We start from the raw sequence: 17,791 nt of genomic DNA on the forward strand, positions 1-17,791 counted from the left end.
CCGCGCTGTCGTTGGTCTCGAGCGCGTCGTAGAAGGCGAGCTCCTCCTCGCTGAGGCCCAGCTCTTCGCCTCGGCGGTCGGCCTCGCGCATCTCCCTCGCTAGGTCGATCAGCTCCTCGATCACCTGCGCGGCTTCCACCGCCCGGTTCTGGTAGCGGCGGATGGCCTGCTCGAGGAGCTCGGCGAACGAGCGGGCCTGGACCACGTTCTTGCGGCGGCGGGTCTTGATCTCGCCCTCGAGGAGCTTGCGCAACAGCTCCACGGCCAGGTTCTTATGCGGCATCCCCCGCACCTCGGCCAGGAACTCCTCGGAGAGGATCGAGATGTCGGGTTTCTTCAGCCCGGCGGCCGCGAAGAGGTCCACCACGCCCTCGGGCGCGATGGCGTCGGAGACGATCTGGCGGATGGCGTGGTCGAGGTCCTCCTCCGTGCGCCGTTCGCCGGGGGCGCGCTTGGAAAGCGCTGCACGGACCGCCTGGAAGAAGGCCACGTCGTCGCGGATCGCCAACGCCTCCTCGTGCGGCACCGCCAACGCGAACGCGCGGGAGAGATCAGAGACGGCCTGGAGGAGACGCTCCTTGCCGTTCTCCTGGGCCAAGATGTGCTCCTGGGCGGCCGGCAGAAGCGCCAGGCGCTCCTGGGGCGTGCCGGTCGTCCAGCGCGACCAGTCGAAACCGTAGAAGAGGTCGCAGCAGACCTCGTACTTCTCCCGCATGACCGCGACCGCCTCGCCCTGGTCGATCGCGGCGCGGCCCTTTCCGCCGCTCTCGGTGTAGGTGGCGAGTGCGGCTTTGAGCTCGTGGGCGACGCCTAGGTAGTCCACCACCAGCCCTCCGGGCTTGTCGCGGAAGACCCGGTTCACCCGGGCGATGGCCTGCATGAGCCCATGGGCGCGCATCGGCTTGTCCACGTACATCGTGTGCAGCGAAGGGGCGTCGAACCCCGTGAGCCACATGTCGCGCACGATGACCAGCTTGAAGGGGTCGGCGGGGTCGCGGAAACGCTTGGCGAGGAACTCGCGGCGCTGCTTGGTACGGATGTGGGGCTGCCACTCTGGGGGGTCCGAGGCGGAGCCGGTCATCACCACCTTGATCTCGCCCTTGTCGTCATCGTCGTCGTGCCATTCGGGGCGGAGACGCACGATCTCGTTGTAGAGCTCGACGCAGATGCGCCGGCTCATGCAGACGACCATGGCCTTACCATCGAGGGTCGCGAGACGCTGCTCGAAGTGGTCCACGATGTCCTGGGCCACGAGGCGCAGGCGCCTCTCTGCCCCAACCACCGCCTCGAGCTGCGCCCACTTGGTCTTGAGCTTCTCTTTGCGCTCGACCTCCTCGCCTTCGGTGACCTCCTCGAACTCTTCGTCGATCCTCGGCTTGAGCTCCTCCGGGAGGTCGAGCTTGGCGAGCCGGCTCTCGTAATAGATCGGGACGGTGGCCTTGTCCTCGACGGCGCGCTGGATGTCGTAGACGCTGATGTAGTCGCCGAAGACCGCGCGGGTGTTCTTGTCCTCGCGCTCGAGCGGCGTGCCCGTGAAGCCGATGAACGAGGCGTTGGGCAGCGCGTCGCGCATGTGGCGGGCGAAGCCGTCGATGAAGTCGTACTGGCTGCGGTGCGCCTCGTCGGCGATCACCACGATGTTGCGCCGATCGGAGAGCTGCGGGTAGCGGTCGCCCCTCTCCTCGGGAAGGAACTTCTGGATGGTGGTGAAGATGACCCCACCCGCCTGCCGGCGCTGAAGCAGCTCGCGTAACTCGGCGCGGCTCTGCGCTTGGATCGGATCCTGTCCGAGGAGGTCACGGCAGCGGGAGAAGACGCCGAAGAGCTGTCCGTCCAAGTCGTTGCGGTCGGTGAGGACGATGATGGTCGGGTTCTCCATCGCGGGGTGGCGGATGATCCGGCCCGCGTAGAACGCCATCGTCAGGCTCTTGCCCGAGCCCTGGGTGTGCCAGACCACGCCGATACGGCGGTCGCCCGGCTTGCCTCCGGGCTTGCGCCCCGCTTCGTAGCGCCCAGTCTCCTCCGCCACCCGATCCACATGGGCGAGCTTCGCCGCGCGCAGCGTCTCGGCCACCGCCACCCGTACCGCATGGAACTGGTGGTAGCCGGCCATCTTCTTGGCGAGCTTGCCGCCCCCTTCGTCCTCGAAGACCACGAAGTCGCGGACGAGCTCAAGGAATCGACGCTTGTCGAACACGCCCTTCACTAAGAATTCGAGCTGCGGTATCCCTGGCGGCGCCACGTCTTCGCCGGTGACGGTGCGCCAGGGCATGAACCGGTCTCGGTCGGCCGTGAGCGTGCCGACCCGAGCCTCCAGGCCGTCGGAGATGACGAGCGCCTCGTTGTAGGTGAAAAGCGAGGGGATCTCCTGCTTGTAGTTCTGAAGCTGTTGGTAGGCGGCCCGGATGGTGGCCTGCTCGTCGGCTGCGTTCTTGAGTTCGAGGACGACGAGCGGCAGTCCGTTCACGAAGAGCACGACATCCGGCCGGCGGGTGTGGCGGTTCTCGATCACGGTGAACTGGTTAACTGCTAGCCAGTCGTTGTTCTCGGGATCGTCGAAGTCGATGACCCGTGCCTGGGCGCCGCGGATCGCCCCTTCGCTTGTGCGGTACTCGACGGTGACGCCGTCCACCAGCATCCGGTGCACGGCGCGGTTGCGCTGGACCAGATCGGCGCCTTCGGGGTGCATCAAGCGGCGGAAGGCGTCCTCGACAGCTTCGGCGGGCAATTCGGGATTGAGGCGGGCGAGCGCATCGCGCAGCCGGTGGGCGAGAACCACCCCGCCGTAGTCGGAACGTTCGGCGAAAAGCTCACCAGGCGCGATCTCCGGCCCGTGCGCGATCCGCCACCCCAGCGACCGGAGCCAGGCCAGGGCGGCGGCTTCGACCGTTGATTCGGTGAAGGCGCTGCTAGTCATTCAACCTGGTCCTGCTAGCAGCCTTGAAACGCTCAGGCTGCCCCCTCACGAGTTCGAGTTCGTACCGCCGACGATCCAGCAGTTGGAGGAACCCCATCTCGTGGCCATCCGTGATCACGAGTTTGCCATTCGACTCGCTAATCTCGACGCCCGTTTGCTCGCAGGCCTTCTTCAGCAAGGCTTGGTCGATGTTCGTCGTCGCCCCCTGCGTCCGGATCGATGCGAGGTAACGCGCCGCCCGCGTGTGCTCGGCGGCGTAGGCCTCGATCCCAGTGAAGTCCACGAAGAACAGGTCCTTCCTGATCGCCTTGATGTTTTCTGGCACTGCATTGAGGATCGCCCGCTGAAGCTTTCCAACGAACTCGAAGCCGCTGGGCCGCAGGATGTGAACGTTCTTTCCATCAATCAGCAGGTCGAAGTCATTATCCAGCTTGAACACGGTGTCGTCGATAATTTTCAACGTATCGTCAAGCATATGAACGAGGCGGTTCTTGCTCTTGAGCACGCCCTTGAACTGGGACGCGCGGCGCACAGCGGTCAACCGCCGGTTCTTTTTGTCGGTCAGTCGCACGAAGTAGCAGAACACGTTGGTCGGGTCTGCCAGGGCTGCGGCATCGATATCAAGATTGGTCGCCTCGTGCAGGTCGCGCACGGCGGAGGCCATTTCGTCCGCCAGCGGCACATAGCAGTACTCCGTGCTCCCGTGCTTCTCGGACGGTTCGTACCTGGCCGGACCGTCCTCGTCGTTCTGCATGGCGTCCCAGGTTGCCTGCACCATCTCGTGGAGTGCGGCCTGCACGCCCGCATCCACGGGCACAGCCACGAACGCCTGCCCGTCACCGTCGTCCCGGCCGACGCCGAACTCCGTGACCGTCACACTCGCGAGATCGAACTCCAGCTTCATGCTTCCGCCTCCAGGTATACAGTGTCGCTAAGTCGATAGGCGACGATACGGTCGCCGGAGGCCAAGCTTACGCGGCGGGTGATGAGCGCATAGGGGGTCTTGCCGGTGAGCGGGTTGTCGTCGGCCGGCGGATAGACGGTGAAGACGCGGAAGCCGAGCGCCGCGAAGAGCAGGTTCATGTAGTGCAGGTTCAGGTGCCAGAACAGGAACACGATGAAGGCCAGCGCAGCCAACGTTGCGCCCAGGTCACGCCAGGTGCCGATGGCCACCGAGTAGAAAGGGAGCAGCATCGCGAACAAATAGACAAGGATGTGGTCGCGGTGGTCGTCGGCCGTTCCGACGGTGAGATGGCGTTTGTCGGCCTGCTTCTTCGCCGTCTGGATGCGCAGCCACAGGAAAGCGTTTGGGACGACGACCATGAGGGCACAGAATCGGATGAACCAGCGGTCGGGGATGAGGCTGTTCCCGCGAATCGCCCACAGGATGAAGAGCGGCGAGGTGCTGCTGAGGACCATGAGCAGACGTGCGGCCTTGAGCCCTTCGCGGTGCGTGCTGGCAGCGCGTCCGCTCATGAAGCAACCCTTTCCAAGAACCGTTCGGCATCCTTCACCAGCAGCTCGCCTGAGATGAGCTTGGGCAGCAGCGTGTCCCGCAGGGCGGCGAGAGTACGACTCTCGAGACAAGCGGAAAACAGCCGGTCCGTAAGCGGCATCAAAAGACGGTCAAACGCGTCGAGCACGGGATCGGGTGGTATCAAGCAGGGGAGGCTGCGCACGCCCTGCTGGTTTATGCCTGGCTGGGCCGAGTTCGAGTTCAGGCTTATGATTTCCTGCGTCATCCAGTCCTGATCGAGCCAGAAAAAGAGGTACCGCTGGTAGCGCGGATGCTCAGCGCGTAAGATGAACACATGCTCATTGACGGCACACTCGGCGTGGGGAAATCCGCAGTCGAAATAGGTCTTTCGGCCGATCTGCGCACCGTCCTTGTATAACAACACATCTCCCGGCCGCACAGCCGCACCCTTTCGCTGGAGCTCCTCGAAAAATGTTCGGGAGATGTACTTTTCCTTAGAAAAGTCGTACTTACCCAGGCCGATAACGTTCTCGGCGCCGACGCTTGGCACTCCTTCCTCCACCGCGCCACCCTTAGGCCTGCCCCCGGACACAAGCTCGGCCAGTACATCACCCATGCGGGCTGCGTCCCACCCCTCCGGAATCTCCCCTAGCTCGGAATCCACCAGGCGGTCGGGGAAGAGGTCGTAGAGGTGGGCGGGGAGGCCGGGGAGGGACTGGCCGCGGCGCCAGCGGCCCTCCATCTTGGCGCGCACGGGCTCGAAGTCCACGAACCACGCTTTGAAGATGGCCCGCGCCATCTGCTCCAGCGTTTCGCTCATTCGCCGGTTCAGCTCGATCTTGTCGTCCAGCGTGCCGAGGATGTGGGCGATGGCGCGCTGCTCGGGGAGGGGCGGAACACGAATTCTGAGCTGAGCGAAAGCCGAGCCGGTCAATTCTTGAAACGTCGAGCCGCTGGCATGGCGTCGGAGCTCTTCAACGTTTGCTTTGATCCAGTAATAAAGGAACTCTGAATCAATCCCAGGTTTAGGAATAAGACTGCGGAAGCCCTGGTTAGTAGCAATGGGATTTTTCGCGATTGCAACATATCCGATTGGAGCTCGGCTGGTCACAAGCACTGTGCCAGGAGGCAGCAATTTAGCTGAGCACCTCTCAAGTCCTTTACGCGATAGATTACGCTCGCCTCGCGAGATGTAACGGTCGTGGGATCCCGCCAGATCCTTCGGGGTAAGCCAGGGAATATCGCCGTTAAAGTTGGATGGGTCTTTAGTCGGCGGAGTGCTCCCACCTACAACATCCGCTATTTCGCCGATCCGGCATTCCCGCCACTCACCCGCCATACCCCAACTCCTTCAACCGCTTTAGCAATCTTTTTTCTATGGAAGGCTTGAGGGCCGGCGCGTCACGGCTGGCCGCCTCCGATACAATGTCGAGGTCGATGTCGAACAGGATATGCCGTAGCCGTTCTTTCGGGTCTCTCATAGTGACACGGCCTCCCGAAGCACGCGTTCGCGGATGCGCCGCTTAAGCCCCCTCTCGGTGACGACATCCACCCGACAGTCGAGCAGTTGCTCTAGCTCCATTTGCAGGCCTCCCAGGTCGAGCAGGCTCCGTCCGGGCTCGAGTTCAACCAGAAAGTCCACATCGCTAGATTCGTCTGCCTCCCCGCGGACCACAGAGCCGAACACGCGCACGTTGCGGGCGCCGTGCTTAGCGGCGATCCGTAGGATCTCCTCCCGTTTCTCCTTCAGCAGCTGCTCAAAGGTCATAGCCCAGCTCCTTCAGGTTCTTGGCAATGGCTGCATCCAGCCGCGCCGCCTCGGCCTGCTGTTCGCGAAGCTGAGCCACCAGCCGCTGCATCTTCTCTTCGAAGGGCTCGTCGTCCTCTTCTTGCGGCGGCGCGCCTACGTAGCGGCCCGGCGTGAGCACGTAGCCGTGCTTGCGGATCTCCTCAAGCGTCGCGCTCTTGCAGAAGCCGGGGACGTCTTGGTATTCGCCCGCATCCTTCTCCCCGCGCCAGGCGTGGTAGGTACGGGCGATCTTTTGGATCTCCTCGTCGGTGAGCTCGCGGTGGGTTCGGTCCACCATCTGCCCCATCTTGCGGGCGTCGATGAAGAGGATCTCGCCGCGGCGGTCGCGGAAGCGCCCGTTCTTCTTGTCCCGCGCGAGGAACCAGAGGCACGCCGGGATCTGGGTGGAGTAGAAGAGCTGGCCCGGCAGGGCCACCATGCAGTCCACGAGGTCCGCTTCGATGATGTTCTTGCGGATCTCGCCCTCGCCGGACTGGTTGGAGGACATCGACCCGTTGGCGAGCACGAAGCCGGCCACTCCCGCGGGCGCCAGGTGGTGGATCATGTGCTGCACCCAGGCGAAGTTGGCGTTGCCGGCGGGCGGCACGCCGAACTTCCAGCGGCGGTCCTCCCGCAGCTGCTCCCCGCCCCAGCGCTTCATGTTGAACGGAGGATTGGCCAGGATGTAGTCGGCCTTGAGGTCGGGGAAGCGGTCATTCGTGAACGAGTCGCCCTGCTCGATCTTCCCGTCGATCCCGCGGATGGCGAGGTTCATCTTGGCGAGCCGCCAGGTCGTGTAGTTCAGCTCCTGGCCGTAGATGCTGATTTCGCTCCGCGCGCGGCCACCGTTGCCGTTGCCCGTCGCGTGGGCCTCGATGAACTCCACCGACTGCACGAACATCCCAGCCGAGCCGCAGCAGGGGTCGTAGACGCGGCCCCGGTAGGGCTCGAGCATCTCCACCAGGAGCTTGACGATGCAGCGGGGCGTGTAGAACTCGCCGCCCTTTTTGCCTTCGGCGCTCGCGAACTGGCCGAGGAAGTACTCGTAGACTCGCCCTAGGATGTCGCGGGCGTGGTTGTCGCCCCCGCTGAGGTGGATGTTGGAGACGAGGTCGATGAGCTGTCCCAGGCGCTGCTTGTCGAGCGCGGGGCGGGCGTAGTCTTTAGGAAGCACCCCCTTGAGGGAGGGGTTGTCCCGCTCCACGGCCGCCATGGCGTCGTCTACGAGGCGGCCGATGGTGGGCTGGCGGGCGCTCTTCTGCAGGTGGGACCAGCGGGCCTCGGGCGGCACCCAGAAGATGTTCTCGGCCTGGTACTCGTCTGGGTCCTCCGGGTCAGCGCCCTGGTCCCGTTCGGCTTCGAGCTTGGCACGGTGGGCCTCGAAGGCGTCGGAGACGTACTTGAGGAAGATGAGCCCGAGCACCACGTGCTTGTACTCGGCGGCGTCCATGGAGCCGCGCAGGGCGTTGGCGGCCGCCCACAGCTGGGCTTCGAAGCCGAGGTTGGCGGCGGTCGCCCCCGAGTTGCGTGGTGTGTTCTTTCGCTTCACAATGGCTACCTCATCCGATCTTTTGTCGACGTGGTTCGGGAGAGCGTTTAACACCTGAGCTTAGCCCCGGAGCGGCGTCGACTTGAGCGAACGGAAACACCACCGGGTAGACGCCGCCTCACAGCTACGAGATAGACAGGTATCTATTGCCTTGCACTCTAACTGGCCAAACGATCCAATCTTTAAGCAAGTATGCGCGGCACAACGCTAAAGCGGTGACGCAGCGAGTGGCCTGAGTCATTCCATTCACAGCGACTGTTGCACCGCTTAACCGAGTTAAGTACGCTAGTGTGTCACTTTGTCTTCGGGTGTCTGCCGGCCGCAGGCGACGCGGAGAGCGGAGGCGGGGACACAGCCGGCGACTGCCGTGCGCAGCACCTCGAGCGTGGGGCTTGCGCGCGTTTCCGTCGATTACCCGCGTGCATTGGCGTGCTCCGAGCGAGGGTTGCCGCTTACTGGGTGAGCAGCTGGGTGAGCAGAAACATTTCAGCCGAGAAGTCGTTCTCGACTAGGCGTTCCTGACGAGGCCTGCCAGAACTCAAGCTCGGTTGGGAAACTGGGGTGGTTGGGTCTAAAGGCGGTGGTCGAGACTAAGCAGGTTGCTGGCGCTCGCAAGCCGCGCATCGACCCTTTGAGCGGCCTCTCGGCGACCAAACCGTGCTCGTGACGTGCCCGGCACCTCAGCGGCGCGCACCTCAGCAGCACGCACCTCAGCAGCACGCGCGCCTCAGGGCGGCTGCCACAGCGGCGGGCGCCTCAGCGGCGCGCGCCTCAGTGCCGCGCGCCAGAGCGCTCCGCAATCAGCGACTCAAGCGCGCTCGCGTCTATCGCCTCGGCAGCTGCCTCGGCGAGCAGGTCGAGCTGCCTGCTCCGGCGGGCCCGGAAGGGTGGGGAGGAGCGGCGCTCGTGGTGAGCAGGGAACTCGTGGCGTGCGCCAACCCGAGCCAGCAGCGCCCCCCTCACCTCATCCCCCTCCAACACCCCGTGCCACGACGTGCCGACTACCGCCCCGAGCGCGCAGCCGTCGGGCTCGCCGTCGTCGCTTACGAACACCGGACAAGGCGCTGTGCCTCCGTTGCTGGCGGCGTCGGCAGCGCCCGGCAGGTGCGACGCGGCCCAAGCGTGCCGCCCCGCCGCTTCTTGCCCAATCCACCGCGGCCTCCCATGCCTGATCTCGTAGCCCTCGGCGGGGGCGCCGCCGAAGAGGGGCGAGTGGCCGCGGCGGCGGCGGACGATCTTGTCGCGCGCGAACACCGTCTCGACCGGCAAAAGACCGAGCCCGGGCACCGTGCCGCGGCGCGACTCGACGTCGTCGACGATCCGCTCGCCGAGCATCTGGTAGCCGCCGCAGATCCCGAGGATCGGGCGGCCGGCGCGGGCGCGGCGCACCAGCGCGTCGGCCAGGCCGTCGCGGCGGAGTAGCTCGAGGTCCTCGACGGTTGCCTTCGTGCCCGGCAGGATCACCAGGTCGGCGCGCTCGACATCGGCCGGCGAGCGCGTGTAGTAGATGCGCACCCCCGGCTCGAAGCGCAGCGGGTCGAAATCGGTGAAGTTGCTGATCCAGCGCAGCCGCACGACCGCGATATCGAGCGTGGGCAGCGCCGCCCAGTCGGCCGCGGGCGCCGCGGTCGAGCCTGGGTCGCGCGCCGGAACCGCGCTCGGCGCCGGCGCTGCGCCCGCCACCGCGTCCGCCCCCGGCAGCGCCAAAGAGTCCTCGGCGTCGATCCAAAGCCCCTCGATGAAGGGGAGCACCCCCAGCACCGGTCGGCCCGTACGCTCCTCGAGCCACTCGAGGCCCGGGCGCAAAACCTCCGGGTCGCCGCGGAACTTGTTGATCACAAAGCCCTTGATGTGCTCGCGGTCGGCTGGCTCAAGCACCTCGAGCGTCCCGATGATCTGCGCGAAAACGCCGCCGCGGTCGATGTCGGCCACCAAAATCGCCGGCAGGTCGGCGGCGCGCGCAAGCCCCATGTTCGCGATGTCGTGCTCGCGCAGGTTCACCTCCGCCGGGCTGCCCGCGCCCTCGCAGATCACCACGTCGAAGCGGGAGCGCAGATCGGCGAGCGCCTCGAGCACGATCGGCATCAGCTGCGGCTTGAGCTGGTGGTAGCTACGCGCATCGACATCGGCGAGCGGCTCGCCCATCACCACCACCTGGCTGTGGCGCGGGCCCGACGGCTTCAGCAGGATCGGGTTCATCGCCGTCTCCGGCTCCACCCCGCAGGCCGCCGCCTGCATCGCCTGGGCGCGCGCGATCTCGCCGCCGTCGACGGCGACGGTGGAGTTCAACGCCATGTTCTGCGCCTTGAACGGCGCCACCCGCAGCCCCTGGCGCGCAAGCCAGCGGCACAGCCCCGCGACCACCGTCGTCTTGCCGGCATCGGAAGTAGTGCCCAGCACAAGCAAAGCCGGCGCTTGGGGGCTCCGGTCGCCCCCGCGGGGCCGCTCGCTTCGGGAGCCGCGCGTGCTTCGGGATCCAGGCTCGCTTCGGGAGCTCCGCTCGCTCTCGCTGCGCGCGTCCATCGCTCCCATCCTCACGCACCGGCGAGGCGCAGCGCGTCGCGCACCGTCTGGTCGCTCGGATCACGCCCCTCGCCCAACCACGGCCGGCGCTCCAGGCGTCCTCCGTAACGCACCGGGCCGCCCAGCCGCACCCCCAGCGCCCCCGCAAAAGCCGCCTCCATCGGGCCGGCGTTGGGGCTCGGGTGGAGATGCCCGAAACGACGCACCGCCGCGAGCACGCCGCGCGCGGAGCCGCCGACGAGCGGTGCTCGCAGCGCCGTCAAAAGCACCCCCAGCCGCGCTCCCGGCCACCCCAAGAGGTCGTCGAGGCGCGCCGCGAAACGGCCGAAGTGGCGGTAGCGCTCGTCGCGGTAGCCCCACATCGCATCCAACGTGTTCGCCGCCCGGTGCGCCGCCGCGCCGGCGGGCCCCGCCAACAACCCCCAAACCAGCGTCGAAAGCAGCGCGTCGTTGAGATTCTCCGCGAGCGACTCCACCACCGCGCGCCGCAGCGCCGGCGCATCGAGGGCCTGCGGGTCGCGCCCACAGAGCGCCGGCAGGCGGGCCCGCGCGGCCTCCACATCGCCGCGCGCAGTCGCTTGCGCGACCGCCTCCACCTCCCGCAGAAGCGAACGCCGACCCACACACACCCACACCACCGCCGCGCCCGCCAGCACCCGCCCCAGTGGTCGCCCGCGACCGAGGCGCCGCGTCGCCCAGCTGCCCGCCCGCTCCACTAGCGCAGCAGCGCCCGCCGCCCCGCCGACCAGCGCCGCTCCCGCCACGGCTCCGGCCAGCAGGGAAGCGCCCGCTGCGCCGGCGACCCGCGCTCTGGTCGCGCGCGTCGCTGGCCTGCGCGCGCCCAAACCACGCCAACGCAAAACGCCCTCTACCGCCGCCGCCAAACTCCCGAAGCCGGCCACCGGGTGGTAGCGGCGGGGATCACCCAGCAGCTCGTCGAACGCGAGCCCAAGCGCAAGCTGGGCGAGGCGGGTAGCGAAGCGACTGGCGTGCCTCTGCCATCGGGCGGCCGCCGCGCCAGCGGTGCGCCCGCGGTCGCGACTGCGCCCGCGCTCACGCTTGCGCCGGCGCTCACGCCTGCGCCAGCGGTCGCTCCTCCGCCCGCGACAAAGCGCCGCCAGTGACCGCGGGCGTGCCAGCACCAGGCGGCCCTTCAAGCAGCGACGCAGAAGTTGCCGTCGCGACCGTCGTCTGGGAACACGCCGGCCACCCTGCGACGACTGCGCGTGCGGCCTTCGCGCTCGCCCGCCAAACCGCCGTGCTCCTCGTCGCCTCGAGCGGGCCCCCCGCGGCTCGCGCCACCGCGAGCGTGCTCCCTGCGGCTCGCGCCACCGGCCGAGCCGGCGCGCAGCGGTGCCGGCTCCTCGTTCCGCGACCCCAGCGCGAGCACCCGGCCGAGCACAATGGCGACCGCCAAACCGACCGCCAACCACAGCCCGATCACCAGCAGCGCGAGCGTGACCGGGTCGTTCGGAAGAGAGAAAGCAAGCACGGGCTCCGCGCTCCAGTCGGACTCAGGTTTCAGCTAGCTGCTCGAGGCTCGGGGATCGGCACTGGCGCTGGTGCCACCCGGACCCTTTCGGGAAGTGTAAATCTCGCCCGGACGACGCCGATCGCTAGCGTCGAAGAGTCGGCCCGGGGCCTCCAGGCGCGTGCCGCTGGCCGGCTCGGGGAAGACCTTGATGCCGACGCCCTCGATCGTTCCGCGCGCAGGATGCCGCGCAAACCGCGGCTCGAGCTGCTTGAACCAGCGGCTCGCGTCACCCTGGCGGCGGCGCGCGCCGAGTGTCGCGCCCACCACCAGATCGGCGATTTGGAGACCCGTCGAAAGGTGCGAGGGGGCGAGCATCAAGCAGTCGATCAGACGCTCAAACGAGAGATACGGCGTGCCCTGCTCGCGCAGCCGCTCGAAGAAGCGGCGCATCCGCTCGTCGAGCTCGCTGCGCCGCGAATCCAGCACGATCAGGCCGTAACTCTCCTGGTCGGCGAGAAACCGCTGGAAGCGCTCAGCGAGGAAGGTCAAGGCGGTGGCGTAGGTGTCTTCGCCGCTCGCGAACAGTTCTGGGTGCGACTGTCGCCCCGCCAGCGGGCGCAGCAAACACACGAAGCAGGTGATCGGGCAGCTCGCCAAAGTGGCGTAGACGGCGTCGGCGACCGTTGGCGGCACCGTCCCCGTCCGGCAGCCGTGCCACTTGAGTTCGCGGTCCGCTGGCCACCCCTGCTCGCTGAGCGCTGCCGTCAGGCGGTCACGCGTCAACCGCCAGTCATCGGCGCGGATCGCGACGCCGCCCAACGCGAAGACCTTCTCGTCGGGCTTTCCGGACTCGTCGAGAAACAGGACGTGCATAGCGGGCCGGGATGATCGCGCAGGTTCGACACGCCCGCGACGCTCGCGACTCCCCCGGCCGGCGGGGGAACCGCGGGCTCGGCTCGAACCCGGTGGCACCAACTAGAGCCTTAGAACTTTGCGAGCCACAGCTTCCACTGCCCGCCGGCGCGGCGCCCGCGTATCTCGATCGTGTAGCGGCCGGGCAGAACGAACTGCGCGAGCGACTCGCGTGACCCGCGGTGCGAACTGCGCTCGATCGGACGACGCCGAGAGGGCCCGTACAGCCGGAGGTCTAGCTCGGCCCTTCGCGGACCACGCAGCTCGGCCAGCAGGAAGGTTGGGACCGTCAGATGCACCACCAGGCGCCTGACGACCCCAATCCGCGTCACCCGGCCGCGAATTGTGCGCTGCGACGGTACGAACGGCTCGTCGATATCGATGGCCAGGGCGCGCAGCACGTTGCGCGAAGGCGGGGCGAACAGGGCAATTCGATTCCACTCGTCGATCCCGTTGAGGGCTACGTAGTCCTCCGCGAAGACCTCCGCAAGCTGTCGTTGCCACTCCGCCTGGGGGTCGCACGCACCGAGCCGCAGGAGGTCGTCCTCCAGCGCGCGAGCAACCATCCAGCGCCTCGAGCCGTCGGCCGCGTAGGTGCAGCGGCGCATTAGGTGGGCGAGGTTGAGCAGGCTGTTGTCGACGTGGTGCCCGTACTCGTGGACCACCGCGTGCACAAGATCGGGATCATCGAACGCCACGAACATCTGGCCGTCGAACGATCGGTCGGGGTCCTTCGGGAGGTAGCAGGCTTGTGCCCCCGCCCCGCACAGCGCGGGGATCGAGGAGCTCGGGACCACCGTCACCGATAGGTGGGCGAGCTCCTCGCGGTGGTAGGTGGCGGCGAGGATCCCGGCGACCGCATCGAGCGCGGCAGCGGGCACGCTCGGCTCGCCCGCTGCGATCGTGAACTCGCGCCTCGCGCTGTCCGCGTAAACGACCGCCTGAGCGGCGCGCGCGAGCGCTGAGCGTCGCAACTGCGCGGACCGATCGCCGACGATCACGCGGTCACGGATCGGCCCGAGTGCCGTCACGCGGCTGAGATCGAACGGCGGAGCGGGCCTCGCTCGCTGTTCAGGCGCGCGGACCTGTGCGCCAGCCGATGCCGACGCCATCGTCGCACTAGCCAGCGCTAAGACCAAGGCGATCGCGCCGACGTCACGGACGCGCCGCACGCGACGTGGGGCACGAGGAAGGTGGGGGCGGGACATTGGGCCTCCTCGTTGGTTGCCGTCATTCCAAGACGTCGCGCCGGCGGGGCGTTCCTGACAGCGCCGTGATGTTTCTTTGGGTGATCGCCTCGGGCTAGGCGCTACCCCGCCGCCAGCCCCAGCGCCTCCGCGGCCGCGCGCGTCGTCTCCTGCTCGGGTTCGAGCTGCTCCGCGGCGACCGCGCGGAGGTGGGGGAGGGCGCGATCGAAGAGCGTCACGCAGATCCAACTTGCCTCGAGCGTCGACCACCAGCGCAAGCCAGCGGCCTGCGGATAGCGGGAAAAGAGGTCTGCCGCCTGCCGCTGAGTGACCGTGCGGCGCCGGGTTGCGACCAGCGACGGCCGCAGGCCTTCACACGCCAGCGTGCCGGGATCGTCGAGGTCGATCAGCTCGGCCGCGGCCGCGAGCCGCAGTTCGCACAACGCCAGGCGCCGACCGCCACGGTCGAGCATGCGGGGGTCGAGCACACCGGTTCCGCGGAACGGCGCCAGCTTCTCGGCAACCGCGGCGACCGGGTCGAGCGTCGCGTAGATGCAGCCGTACAGCGCGGGATTGTCGTGACGCCCCGCGCCCTGCAGCGCGCGTGGCACGAACAGTGGGTGGCCCGGTCGCTCGCGGCGCGCCCGCGGGTCGTAAGGCACGACGCGCCACAGCCGCAGCGCCGCGCGCGACTGGCCGCTAGCTGAACGATCCGGCACGCTCGGCGGCGATCGCGTCGAGCACTTCGACGGCGCGACCCTGACGGATCAGATCGACCGGCCGCCGATCCCCAAGGTGCGGGTTCACGCCCTCGAGCCAGCGCTGGGCGAGCTCCCGCGGATAGATCCGCAAAAGCTGGCTCATCACCAACTCCAGCAGCTCGATGCGCGCCGCGTTCTGCTCGTCGATGCCCTGTCCGCGCAGCCAACGACTCACCTGCGCGGGACTGACACCGAGCAGCTCCGCCAACCGCCGCTGGGAACGCAGATCGGTGGCCAGGGCCCGAACCTTCTCGTGCGTTGCGACCGGCACGTTTCAAGCCTACACGCAACAAAAAACGTTGCGCGGGGAAGGCCTTGGCTAGCGCTCGGGCCGCACTCCGGTAGCGCTCCGGTCGAGCTCGCTAGCGCTCCACGATCGCCACGCGGAAGGGCCCCCGACCGGCCAACGAGCGGACGATTAGGAGGTAGCTGCCGCTCTCCAAAACCGGCCTCAGTACTTGCTTACGCCCACGGCCGGCACTGCGCGAGAGGAGGTGCCCGGCGCGCACCAGCCGCAGCTCGAAACGCGTCTGCGCGGGGGCCACCAGCTTCAGACCGAGCAGCGTCGGCAGCGTCAGGCGGAGCTTGATCAGCCGCTGCGAGCCGGCGCCCGCAAGCTGCCCTCGCCAAGTGCGCCTACGCACCCTTAGCGGCCAGCGCATGTCGGCCCGCAGCGCCGCTAGCACCCCTTGATCGGGCGGCGCGACACCTGGAATCTGCCAGTCACGGATGCCGTTCAGGTAGGCGTAGTCCTCGGCAAACAGCTCCGGCAGAAGTCGATCCCAGGGCGTGGTCGTGGGATTGCAACGGAAGCGGCCGCTCGTCAGAACACGGCTTTGGCGCTCGCGCGCGAACAGCCAGCGCCGCGAGCCGTCGCCGCCGACCGAGCACGACAAGCGGTTCAGCGAGATGCCTTTGCCGATCCCCACTAGCTGGTTGTCGATGTGGTGGCCGTACTCGTGGATCAGGGAGTGGCGCAGCGAAGGATCGTCGGCAGCAACGTTGATCTGGCCGCGCCCGCTGCCATCGTCGGCGCCGAAGTAGCAAGCCGCTGCCTGCTCACCGCACAATGAGTCGATGTCGGCGCGCGGCGCGACCAGCACCTGCACGCGGCGGAGCTCGTTGCCATGGATCGTGCCGATCAGGATGCGAGCGAACGACGCAAGATCGACGCCGGGCAGGTCAGTCCCGACCAAAAACTGCCGGCCTGCGCCGTCCGCGAAGCTCTCGATCCGATCCGGGCGCCCGTTGCTGGCAAGCGACGCCGTACGCATGGGCCCCGCGTGCGCGAGTTCCACCGGCCCGGCGACGCACGCCACGACGGCAAGCAGGAGTAGGCGACGGAGCGCGGCGCGCACCCTGCGAGCGTAGGGATGACGGCAGTGCCCGGCAAGCGCTCGCTGCCGGTGCCGGCTAAACGATCAACCGCCGCTCGAGGCGGCGCACCGCCAGTCGCCAGGTAACCAGCGCGAAGGCGAGTAACGCCGCGGCGTGCGCGAGGTCGACCAGTTGCAGCCCAAAGACGGCGTCGCGCACCAGCTCCACGCAGTGATGGAGCGGATTGGCGAGCGAGGCGATCTGCAAGGCGCGGGGCAGCTGGTCGATCGGGAAGAAGGTGCCCGAGACCAGGAACAGGGGGGTCACGAGCCCGCTCTGGATGTAGTTGAAGTGATCGATCTTCGAGGCGGTCGCGGCAACGAACACGCCGAGACCGGCGAAACCGAGACCGGTGAGCGCGCCGACCAACGGCACCAGCAGCATCCCCGCGCTCGGCTCCAGTCCGAACAGCATCGTCACCAGCAGCGGTGCGCACCCGTATATCCCGGCGCGGATCCCGAGCCACAGGATCTCGGCGGTCGCAAGCTCCTCGACATCCACCGGAGCCGCCAAGATCGCGTCGTAGGTGTGCTGAAAGCGGTGCTTGACGAACACCCCGTACATCGCCGAGAAGGTGGCGGAGAAGAGGACGGCGGTGGCGACCATGCCCGTGCCCACGAACTCCACGTAGGGCATCCCGTCGACGCGCTTGACGAGCGCCCCCAGGCCGAGTCCGAATGCGAGCAGGTAGATCGTCGGGTCGAGCACCGATGAGAACGTCGTGGTCTTCCAGAAGGTCCGGAAGTTCGTGATGTCGCGGCTCATCACGCCCGCGATGGCGGCCGGCTCGAGCCGGTGCAGGCGTCGGCGCGGCGGTTGCGCGACGCGCTGCGGGGGCGTTGCGATCGCTGCCGCCTCGGCGTTCGTCACTCGACCTCCTCGCCGGTCAGGATCACGAACACGTCCTCGAGCGAAGCCGCCCGCCGCACGCCGTCGGGCAGCCACCCGTCGGCGCGCTCAGCACCGAGGATCGCGAGCGCGGTGCCGGTGCGGCGCACCCGCAAACCCCGCGCCTCGGCCGCGGCCCGCAGCTCGTCGAGACGGGCCGGCGGGCCGTAGACCTCGTGTGTCTCACGCCCGGCGTGGCGGCGCACCAGCTCGGCAGGCGGTCCCTCCGCGACGATGCGCCCCGCCGCCATGATCGCCACGGTGTCGGCGAGGCGCTCGGCCTCCTCGATGTAGTGGGTGGTCATCAGGATCGAAGTGCCCTCGCGGCGCAGGCGATCGATCAGCGCCCACAGCTCTTGGCGCACCTGCGGATCGAGTCCGACGGTCGGCTCGTCGAGCAGCAACAGACGTGGCCGGTGTACCAGCGCTCGCGCGATCAACAGCCGCCGGCGCATGCCACCGGAGAGGCGATCGACCAACTCCTCGGCGCGCTCGGTGAGGTTCGCGATCTCGAGCGCCCACTGCACGGCCGCTCGGCGCTGCGCGCGGGGCACCCGGTACAGGCGCGCGAAGACCATCAAGTTCTGCCGGGCGGTGAGCTCGACGTCGAGGTTGTCGAGCTGTGGCACAACCCCGCACTCCATGCGCGCCTGCTTGGACTCGGCCGGCACGCGGTAGCCGAGTACCTCGATCTCGCCCGCGTCGGGTAGCGCCTGCGCCGTCAGCATCTTCATCGTCGTCGACTTGCCGGCGCCGTTCGGGCCGAGCAGACCGACGCAGGTGCCCTCCGGCACCTCGAGGTCGAGTCCGGCGACCGCCGTGATCGGGCCGAAACGCTTGACTACGCCCCGCATCCGCAGGGCGGCAGGCGGCGCGGCGGTCGTCGATGGTCGAGGAGCGGCGGCCAGGGTCACCCGCCAAGGATTGCGCACGCGGC

At 67.9% G+C, this 17,791-nt stretch carries 16 protein-coding genes; all 16 read right to left on the minus strand.

Annotated elements, in window-relative coordinates:
* The coding region (locus BLW41_RS06190) for a type I restriction endonuclease subunit R (protein WP_143038707.1) at positions 1 to 2,917 on the minus strand (2,917 nt) is incomplete at its 3' end.
* Positions 2,910 to 3,821 carry a Kiwa anti-phage protein KwaB-like domain-containing protein gene (locus BLW41_RS06195; RefSeq protein WP_093117418.1) on the minus strand — a complete coding sequence of 304 codons (912 nt, stop codon included), beginning with the start codon at positions 3,819 to 3,821 and terminating at the stop codon, positions 2,910 to 2,912. The genes BLW41_RS06190 and BLW41_RS06195, both read right to left, overlap by 8 nt.
* Positions 3,818 to 4,393 (minus strand): hypothetical protein, encoded by a 576-nt coding sequence (locus BLW41_RS06200; protein ID WP_093117420.1) that lies wholly within the window; start codon positions 4,391 to 4,393, stop codon positions 3,818 to 3,820. The genes BLW41_RS06195 and BLW41_RS06200 overlap by 4 nt, the downstream gene beginning before the upstream one ends.
* On the minus strand, positions 4,390 to 5,733 hold the full coding sequence (locus BLW41_RS06205; RefSeq protein ID WP_093117422.1) for a restriction endonuclease subunit S: 1,344 nt from the start codon (positions 5,731 to 5,733) through the stop codon (positions 4,390 to 4,392). The genes BLW41_RS06200 and BLW41_RS06205 overlap by 4 nt, the downstream gene beginning before the upstream one ends.
* 138 nt (positions 5,734 to 5,871) lie before the next feature.
* The gene (locus BLW41_RS06210; RefSeq protein ID WP_177169383.1) at positions 5,872 to 6,162 is read right to left on the minus strand and encodes a nucleotidyltransferase family protein; all 291 of its coding nucleotides are present in this window, start codon (positions 6,160 to 6,162) and stop codon (positions 5,872 to 5,874) included.
* Positions 6,152 to 7,735 (minus strand): N-6 DNA methylase, encoded by a 1,584-nt coding sequence (locus tag BLW41_RS06215; RefSeq protein ID WP_093118810.1) that lies wholly within the window; start codon positions 7,733 to 7,735, stop codon positions 6,152 to 6,154. Before BLW41_RS06215 ends, BLW41_RS06210 begins: the two co-directional genes overlap by 11 nt.
* A 768-nt stretch (positions 7,736 to 8,503) precedes the next feature.
* Positions 8,504 to 10,132, minus strand: coding sequence for a cobyric acid synthase (locus BLW41_RS06220; RefSeq protein WP_245689062.1), 1,629 nt, complete (start codon positions 10,130 to 10,132; stop codon positions 8,504 to 8,506).
* A gap of 134 nt (positions 10,133 to 10,266) precedes the next feature.
* Positions 10,267 to 11,412 carry a CobD/CbiB family cobalamin biosynthesis protein gene (locus BLW41_RS06225; RefSeq protein WP_218138290.1) on the minus strand — a complete coding sequence of 382 codons (1,146 nt, stop codon included), beginning with the start codon at positions 11,410 to 11,412 and terminating at the stop codon, positions 10,267 to 10,269.
* Positions 11,409 to 11,747 (minus strand): hypothetical protein, encoded by a 339-nt coding sequence (locus BLW41_RS06230; protein WP_093117424.1) that lies wholly within the window; start codon positions 11,745 to 11,747, stop codon positions 11,409 to 11,411. The genes BLW41_RS06225 and BLW41_RS06230 overlap by 4 nt, the downstream gene beginning before the upstream one ends.
* Before the next feature lie 33 nt (positions 11,748 to 11,780).
* The gene (locus tag BLW41_RS06235) at positions 11,781 to 12,602 is read right to left on the minus strand and encodes a DUF3800 domain-containing protein (RefSeq protein WP_093117426.1); all 822 of its coding nucleotides are present in this window, start codon (positions 12,600 to 12,602) and stop codon (positions 11,781 to 11,783) included.
* A 110-nt stretch (positions 12,603 to 12,712) separates the two neighbouring features.
* Positions 12,713 to 13,849, minus strand: a complete 1,137-nt coding sequence (locus BLW41_RS06240; protein WP_143038633.1) for a hypothetical protein — start codon at positions 13,847 to 13,849, stop codon at positions 12,713 to 12,715.
* Between the two features lie 101 nt (positions 13,850 to 13,950).
* Positions 13,951 to 14,547, minus strand: coding sequence for an RES domain-containing protein (locus BLW41_RS06245; RefSeq protein WP_093117430.1), 597 nt, complete (start codon positions 14,545 to 14,547; stop codon positions 13,951 to 13,953).
* On the minus strand, positions 14,528 to 14,860 hold the full coding sequence (locus tag BLW41_RS06250) for an antitoxin Xre/MbcA/ParS toxin-binding domain-containing protein (protein ID WP_093117432.1): 333 nt from the start codon (positions 14,858 to 14,860) through the stop codon (positions 14,528 to 14,530). Before BLW41_RS06250 ends, BLW41_RS06245 begins: the two co-directional genes overlap by 20 nt.
* A 91-nt stretch (positions 14,861 to 14,951) precedes the next feature.
* Positions 14,952 to 15,947, minus strand: a complete 996-nt coding sequence (locus tag BLW41_RS06255; protein WP_093117434.1) for a hypothetical protein — start codon at positions 15,945 to 15,947, stop codon at positions 14,952 to 14,954.
* A 55-nt stretch (positions 15,948 to 16,002) separates the two neighbouring features.
* The gene (locus BLW41_RS06260; protein WP_218138291.1) at positions 16,003 to 16,836 is read right to left on the minus strand and encodes an ABC transporter permease; all 834 of its coding nucleotides are present in this window, start codon (positions 16,834 to 16,836) and stop codon (positions 16,003 to 16,005) included.
* On the minus strand, positions 16,833 to 17,708 hold the full coding sequence (locus tag BLW41_RS06265) for an ABC transporter ATP-binding protein (RefSeq protein WP_093117436.1): 876 nt from the start codon (positions 17,706 to 17,708) through the stop codon (positions 16,833 to 16,835). Before BLW41_RS06265 ends, BLW41_RS06260 begins: the two co-directional genes overlap by 4 nt.
* Between the last annotated feature and the right edge of the window lie 83 nt (positions 17,709 to 17,791).

It is taken from the genome of Thermoleophilum album (genome assembly GCF_900108055.1).
Lineage (GTDB): Bacteria > Actinomycetota > Thermoleophilia > Solirubrobacterales > Thermoleophilaceae > Thermoleophilum > Thermoleophilum album.